8 protein-coding genes are annotated in these 6,231 nt (G+C 42.9%); 1 reads left to right on the forward strand and 7 read right to left on the reverse strand.

Annotated features, from left to right (window positions below; genetic code table 11):
* Positions 1–87: 87 nt before the first annotated feature.
* From GC098_RS20030 to ltrA, 7 genes are all read right to left on the reverse strand, one after another.
* Positions 88–351 carry a hypothetical protein gene (locus tag GC098_RS20030; protein ID WP_171645027.1) on the reverse strand — a complete coding sequence of 88 codons (264 nt, stop codon included), beginning with the start codon at positions 349–351 and terminating at the stop codon, positions 88–90.
* Between the two features lie 175 nt (positions 352–526).
* On the reverse strand, positions 527–943 hold the full coding sequence (locus GC098_RS20035) for an NUDIX hydrolase (protein WP_171645028.1): 417 nt from the start codon (positions 941–943) through the stop codon (positions 527–529).
* A 147-nt stretch (positions 944–1,090) separates the two neighbouring features.
* Positions 1,091–1,489 carry a nucleoside 2-deoxyribosyltransferase gene (locus GC098_RS20040; RefSeq protein ID WP_171645029.1) on the reverse strand — a complete coding sequence of 133 codons (399 nt, stop codon included), beginning with the start codon at positions 1,487–1,489 and terminating at the stop codon, positions 1,091–1,093.
* Between the two features lie 672 nt (positions 1,490–2,161).
* Positions 2,162–2,458, reverse strand: a complete 297-nt coding sequence (locus GC098_RS20045) for a hypothetical protein (protein WP_171645030.1) — start codon at positions 2,456–2,458, stop codon at positions 2,162–2,164.
* A gap of 221 nt (positions 2,459–2,679) precedes the next feature.
* The gene (locus GC098_RS20050; RefSeq protein ID WP_171645031.1) at positions 2,680–3,189 is read right to left on the reverse strand and encodes a hypothetical protein; all 510 of its coding nucleotides are present in this window, start codon (positions 3,187–3,189) and stop codon (positions 2,680–2,682) included.
* A gap of 154 nt (positions 3,190–3,343) precedes the next feature.
* Complete coding sequence (locus GC098_RS40125; protein ID WP_246358749.1) at positions 3,344–3,742, reverse strand: group II intron maturase-specific domain-containing protein; 399 nt, start codon at positions 3,740–3,742, stop codon at positions 3,344–3,346.
* Positions 3,743–3,805: 63 nt separating this feature from the next.
* On the reverse strand, positions 3,806–4,726 hold the full coding sequence (ltrA, locus tag GC098_RS40130) for a group II intron reverse transcriptase/maturase (protein WP_312880232.1): 921 nt from the start codon (positions 4,724–4,726) through the stop codon (positions 3,806–3,808).
* Between the two features lie 767 nt (positions 4,727–5,493).
* Here ltrA and GC098_RS20060 point away from each other — a divergent pair.
* Complete coding sequence (locus GC098_RS20060) at positions 5,494–6,078, forward strand: TetR/AcrR family transcriptional regulator (RefSeq protein ID WP_171645032.1); 585 nt, start codon at positions 5,494–5,496, stop codon at positions 6,076–6,078.
* Positions 6,079–6,231: the final 153 nt, after the last annotated feature.

The raw sequence follows: 6,231 nt of genomic DNA on the forward strand, positions 1-6,231 counted from the left end.
CGGAATAGGCTGCCGAGTGAATCACCGGGAGCCTCGGTACTACAATATTATGGAGCTATCGTTTCCCGTTTGTTTAATCGAGCTACCTTAAAAACAACGGAAAGTTACGTTTATTTCCATGACTATGGTTTTTAATTTTACTGTCCCAACAAGGTACTCGCCAATATCTTCAACATCTTTGCATATTACTTCAGTTCCTATTTTTTCGGCTTCGTAAATACAAATACCCACCTTAGAGTGAGTGATAGCGTATTCTTTACCATGGTATTCGAATTCAATCTCTCCTCCTCGATTTAAGTTGTCATAAAACTCTTCAAGTGTTTCAAATTTATCTTTAGGATTTTTTATCATCATTTTACCCCTAACATGTATGTTGCTGGGAGCGAGCTACTAAGTATATTCGTAATATACACTTTATTTCCTGCCCTTCGAATTCGCTAACAACGGACAACGGCAGCCCAGTGTCTGCCGGCTGCCGTAATGTCGTGATTGAACTATAGTTCCCAGTTAGTTGGGCGGAAAGTGTTTAATCAGTTAGAAATAAACCTTTGCTCATCTTCACTTGTTCAATCATATGTCCTATATTTCCTTCGCCTGCAAATAGGGTCATGTCGAAAAAATCTTGATCCAAATCTGACCAATATAATTCATTTTCATCCCCAGAGACCAAGACATCACGCTTCAATCTGCCGACATAAACTTCAACATAGCAATGATGCAAATAGTATTTATAATCCATTAAATGATGCAAAGTTACATCTTCTTTTGATATGCTGGTCTCTTCAAATAATTCTCTGTAAGCTGCTTCAATCCCCGTTTCTCCATTCTCAATTTTACCGCCAACCAGATTACTTAAACCTTCATATGGGTTCTTTAATCGTTTGCACATTAGCAGCCGAGCCATATCTTTATTGTATATCATAAGAACGTTATACCCTTGCATGAGCAGAATCCCCTTATTTGTATAATTTCGAATATACATTTATTCTATAATATTACCAAATTATCCTGCCATTTAGGTGAGCGAAAGGCTACCGATCGTGCCAGCAGCCTCCCGTTACTGTGTATTGAACAAACGTTCCTCGATAACTTAATGATGATCCTGGAAATCAAGACGGACTGAATTTATCAATTCTTCTAAAGAGCCAATCCTCTGTTCAACTGAATCTACATGATAAAACGTACATGTATTCCCGATTTCATTCAGTTCATTTGTTGAGGAATACAAATAGATTTTCTTTCCTGATCCCAAAGCAATTCCTAGTTCAACATGACTCCCTTTCCCTGCTGGGAGCATGACAATTACTACATCTGCAGCCAAAACCCCTGAAACTTCTTCTTCGCCAATCATACGTAGTTTGGTGATAGAGTCTATGTTCGAATGTATTGACCAATCGTACGTATGTTGAAATCCAAGTGATTTCAAATTCTCAGCCAATAACCGCACATTTTCTATGTTTTTGAGACTGGACGCTATGTAAAATTTCATTTCGCTCCTCCATTGTAGCCTTCTAAAAATGCAGTTATATTTTAGCACATATTGGAAGTATCCTGCCCAATAGCTTAATGAGGCTGCCATTCGTTTTGCGGTGGCAGCCTCATTTTGTAGTATATTGAAGTAACGTTCCTCGTTAGCGTAATGCCCCATATATTGATTTTGTGACTTTGTAGGCAGTCGGATAATATTCTTAACACCCTACATCGGATGACTACAATCTGAATACCACCAAGTTGTTTAGCGTCTACGGAGTCTCCATAGTCCAATCAGAAATACAATTATGAGTAAGATTGGGAACATTTGAAGTAGCACATATAAAAACTCTGGTGTCTTTGGGCTAATTAATAATTTCGATGTCTCTTCCCACATTAAAATTAATGATATTACAAGTAAACCAATACTTTCTCTGGTGTATTTTTTGAATTTATATCGAATCATCCTAAATATTGTTATTGCTAAGATAATTACGCATATTCCAAAAACATAATAGATCATTGTGGCCCCCCCATAAATGTTGGAATAGATACGTTCTATTTAGTTTTATTTCTAAGAAATCATTTTTCGCTTCACAATATCCCAGCACAACTGAAGAGAGGTTAACTCCAATAGTTTCAACGTAGTTGAGATCGTAATGCCCGACAATTGAGCGAAGAAATTATTAACTCAAATATTCCCTTTTCCTAAGTTCGATACAGAAAAAAGGTCTTTTTTTAGCTCTGAAACAACATCCTCAAGCCTTTGGAACTGTTTTGTATTAAACATAAATGCTCGTTCCGTTTCAATTTCAATCGCAAAAAAGTCATATGTGAAATCTGATAAGATTGAGACTGATGCCATAAATTCTTTAAATGACAGTGAATATTCAACTTTTTTATCTCCGTATGAAATAAAACTTTCAATTGAAATTCCATCTATTTCGTTAATACATTCATCAGCCTTTTTCCTTATTACATCGAGCATTTGTTGTCACCTCAAGTGTTATTAGCGAAAACTATACCAAATTTATTTTACCATAAATCGGAAACCATTCACTTAGCAATCCTGCCCGTTAACGGATTGAAGGGCTGCCACGCGGTAGCCCCTCTGGTATTTAACTATCGTTTCTAGTTAGCTTAAAAAAGCTCCCTCAATACTACAAGAATCATACTTACCAATTCTCATAATTCTTTTCTCGTTTTTATTTATTCTGACCAAGACAAATCTGTCTTTCCAGACTGTTTTTGGGCTAATATTCTACCGTTATTGCTATCGCCGATGTCTTCTATTATTATTGTGTAAGGTAAAAGTAATTTCTTCCAATCATGTTCTTTGGTTAATGCCGCAGAATTACTTAGATAAGATTCAACGATTTGTTTTAGACGATAGTCCGTTATTTTTGTGTGGTCAATACCTATACCCACTTTTATTAAATTCTTATTTGGATCACTTGCTATAGCAGAGCGAATGATACCTGGTTCTCTGTTTAATTCCGTAGTATTTTTTGCCAATGTATTGATGATTAACGGAAAATTATTGGTCTTGTTATTGTTATGATGAGATATGGAGACAAGAATGATTGTGAAAACCACTGCCTGTATTAGGGCAATAATTAATTCATTTTTCCAATAAGTCTTCGCCCATGGACTGAACAATCGCAGCACAAGGAAACTACCAATAAAAAAGCTTATTATATTTAAGATAATTCCTTGCATTGATTACCCACCTTTACTCAATGATTGTTAGCATCCACTAGATAAACACCCCAACAAGTGTTTTCCATTTACAACCTAATTATTATTATACGTTTCCATACATTGGAAGTTGCGTTAAGTAGAGTAAAGGACTGGGGATCCCAGCCCCTCCTCATCAAACCGTACATGCAGTTTTCCCGCATACGGCTTTCCGACGTTCTTCATCTTGGGCAGTACGGTTTTTCCAAGTGCATAATGTTTTCAGTCCTGTACGTTGAAGCAGAATATGCATCTCCGACCAATTCCGCTTGCGCTTCCTGTGTTTGTTATTCCAGAACTGTCTCAATCTCCTCAGAATGTACCAGTCGACTTTTGTAAGGAAACGGTTTGCCATACTTCGATCCACATCCTGATGAGCGTAGAAGTTACGCCATCCTTGGATCATAGGATTCAGTAGCTCGACCATCAGTTTTAACGACCAGTTTAACCGGCCTCTGGATGCCGTTTCTTCCTTCAAACGAGTGCGCATCTTCTTCATCGCTTTCTTCGATGGAAAGCTTCGAAGTCTATACATAACCCCTTTTTTATGGAGGTGCGGCATCTTCCTGTGGTGAAAACCAAGAAAGTCAAACCCATCCTAATTCTTCCATAGACATACTAACTTTGATTTTGACGTGTTCATGGTTAACTCTAGTTTTCCGAAGATGGCCTTGAGTACATGAATAGCTTCGAGTGCCTGCGGCTTGTACCGGCAAAGAATGACAAGATCATCTGCATACCTGACTAGCTTGCCCAGATGAGAAAACCGTTTTTCCCATATCGTATCGAGGTAGTTGAGATAGATGTTGGCCAGAAGAGGAGATATTACACCGCCTTGTGGGCTTCCAATCTTCGTTTTGTGCCATACGCCATCCTTCATTACACCTGCTTCAAGCCACTGTCTAATTAACTTTAGAATGCGCCTGTCGCAGATGCGTTCTTCGACCAGTTTCATCAGCTTGCTGTGGGAGATATTATCGAAGTAGCCAGCAATATCTACGTCGACCACCCAGTTGACGGCGGCTCCCCAATTGATGCTTTCCCGGATGCTCTTTATAGCCTGGTGAGCCGACCGCTTGGGGCGAAATCCGTAAGAGCAATCTTTAAAATCCGCTTCGAATATGCCTTCGATCACCAGTTTGGTTGCCATCTGAACAGTCCGGTCACGGACTGTTGGAATGCCCAAGGGACGTGTCTTTCCGTCAGATTTCGGAATCTCTTTCCGTTTGACCGGAGACGGTCGGTATTCCCCATTCATTAGCTGTTGCCTGATCTCTTCGATGAAGAATTCTTCACCAATCTCTCGAAGGATGAATTCGATTGATTGTCCATCGATGCCGGCACTTCCACGATTGGTTTTCACTCTTGTCCATGCTTCTTGCAGGATATCTTTCCGGAATACTTTGTCGTACAGCGCATGAAACTTACGCGTTGGGTTCTCCTTAGCCGCAAGATAGAGGGTATTTTGGAGTCGTCGAGCGTTTTCATTGGTGGCGTTAGCCGTGTAATCGGCATTCACTTGCTCTTACCTCCTTGATATCCCGTAAACGAAGTGGGGTATTGCCTTTCGGCGCCCTTCCCTCCCCAGGGTTATGTTGTCCGCCGGATCGTTGGTAGTATGGCCCCCTCCGACTCCCTTCCCGCAGCTCGCCATTTCACCTTTAGGGCTTATAGGTTTGCTCGTTACGAAAAAAAAAACTTCGTGCGGGGGAGGGTCTCCCTAGTTCCAAACACAACTTTCTCTGCATGCCGCTCCCTTTACACCGGAGGGTTCTTCTGCGCTGCATTCCAAGTTCTTCGCGCGTTCCATGGCCTTCGCCGGGGCAGTCGTGGCTCGGCTCCCTCTTGTCCCTTTCGGGTTCACTTTCACGATGCGGTAGGATTCATTTTCATTACGGCCTGCAGATTTGCTTCATCGCGCAAATCGCGACTTTTCGCAGGGCTTCAGCCGCCGGATTTCGCCGACGTCTGCCTGCTAGCTACGGGGCGGCTTGGACCTTACCCCGACTGAACTTGCATCAGTAAGTTGTGCCTAGCTTGGCTAGGCGCGCACTGCCCGTTAGCACAAAAGGCTGCAAGCGGCAGCCTTTTTAGGGTTTTCAACTATCGTTATCCGTTAATGCTGCTACCGTCGCACACCCTACCTCCTCCGAAACTACTTGCCTGAAGTTCTGTCTTTGTTCAGTTCTTTATTTCTCTAACAGATAATTTGCATATCCCCGCCCCATGCGTTACTATGTTTATATCGACAAATTTGCAGGTCTATACAAGGAGGTGTACGCGTCCATGTGCCCCCGTACCAAAGAACAAAATGAGCTCATCCGCATGCAGCGCAGTGAACAGGTCCTTGACGCCGCCGCGCGCACCTACTTCCACACGGGCGGCAGCTTTGATATTCGCGACGTCGCCCGCGAGGCCGAGATCGGTTACGGCACGGTATACCATTATTACCCCAACCGACATTTATTAATAGAAGATGTGCTGGGCAGCGGCTTCGAGCGATGCGAGCAAGCCCTGGCAGAATGGGCAAACATCTACGGCGGCGGCCAAGATGAGAGGCAGATGTTGACGTATTGCAAGGCGCTGCTCCGGCTGTGGCAGTCGGACGCCCGCGCATATCTCGTCTACAAAATGGCGGCGGAACATTATGCAGGCTTGCCTGAGAGGGATCGGAACTCCACCAAGAGACGATTCATGGAACGGCTGTACGTTCCGCTCCAATCGATCGCCCAGCGCGAAGACGACAGCGTCGACCATATGCTTGCCGTGCTGGTCGGCTGCTGCGGGCTGCACTACTATGCGGGCACTTCCGATCTGGACGTCGATCGAATCGCCAAACTCGCGATGCAAGCTATTACGAAGGAGTCCTGATACGAACATGGTCATCTTAAAAAGCAAGCATGAAATTGAGGCTATCCGTAAGGCATGCCAAGTGGTGGCCGAATGCCATCGCACGATCGCCCCGCTCATCAAACCGGGAATCACGACGAACGAGATTGAGCGCATATTCGAGGACATTATCTT

The organism is Paenibacillus phytorum (assembly GCF_013141715.1).
Lineage (GTDB): Bacteria > Bacillota > Bacilli > Paenibacillales > NBRC-103111 > Paenibacillus_E > Paenibacillus_E phytorum.

Excerpts from the sequence above, each read along its gene's own strand:
- GC098_RS20030 (WP_171645027.1), bottom strand. The coding sequence starts at position 351 with ATGATAAAAAATCCTAAAGATAAATTTGAAACACTTGAAGAGTTTTAT.
- GC098_RS20050 (WP_171645031.1), bottom strand. The coding sequence starts at position 3,189 with ATGCAAGGAATTATCTTAAATATAATAAGCTTTTTTATTGGTAGTTTC.
- GC098_RS20060 (WP_171645032.1), top strand. The coding sequence starts at position 5,494 with ATGTGCCCCCGTACCAAAGAACAAAATGAGCTCATCCGCATGCAGCGC.
- GC098_RS20045 (WP_171645030.1), bottom strand. The coding sequence starts at position 2,458 with ATGCTCGATGTAATAAGGAAAAAGGCTGATGAATGTATTAACGAAATA.
- GC098_RS20040 (WP_171645029.1), bottom strand. The coding sequence starts at position 1,489 with ATGAAATTTTACATAGCGTCCAGTCTCAAAAACATAGAAAATGTGCGG.
- GC098_RS40125 (WP_246358749.1), bottom strand. The coding sequence starts at position 3,742 with ATGTATAGACTTCGAAGCTTTCCATCGAAGAAAGCGATGAAGAAGATG.
- GC098_RS20035 (WP_171645028.1), bottom strand. The coding sequence starts at position 943 with ATGCAAGGGTATAACGTTCTTATGATATACAATAAAGATATGGCTCGG.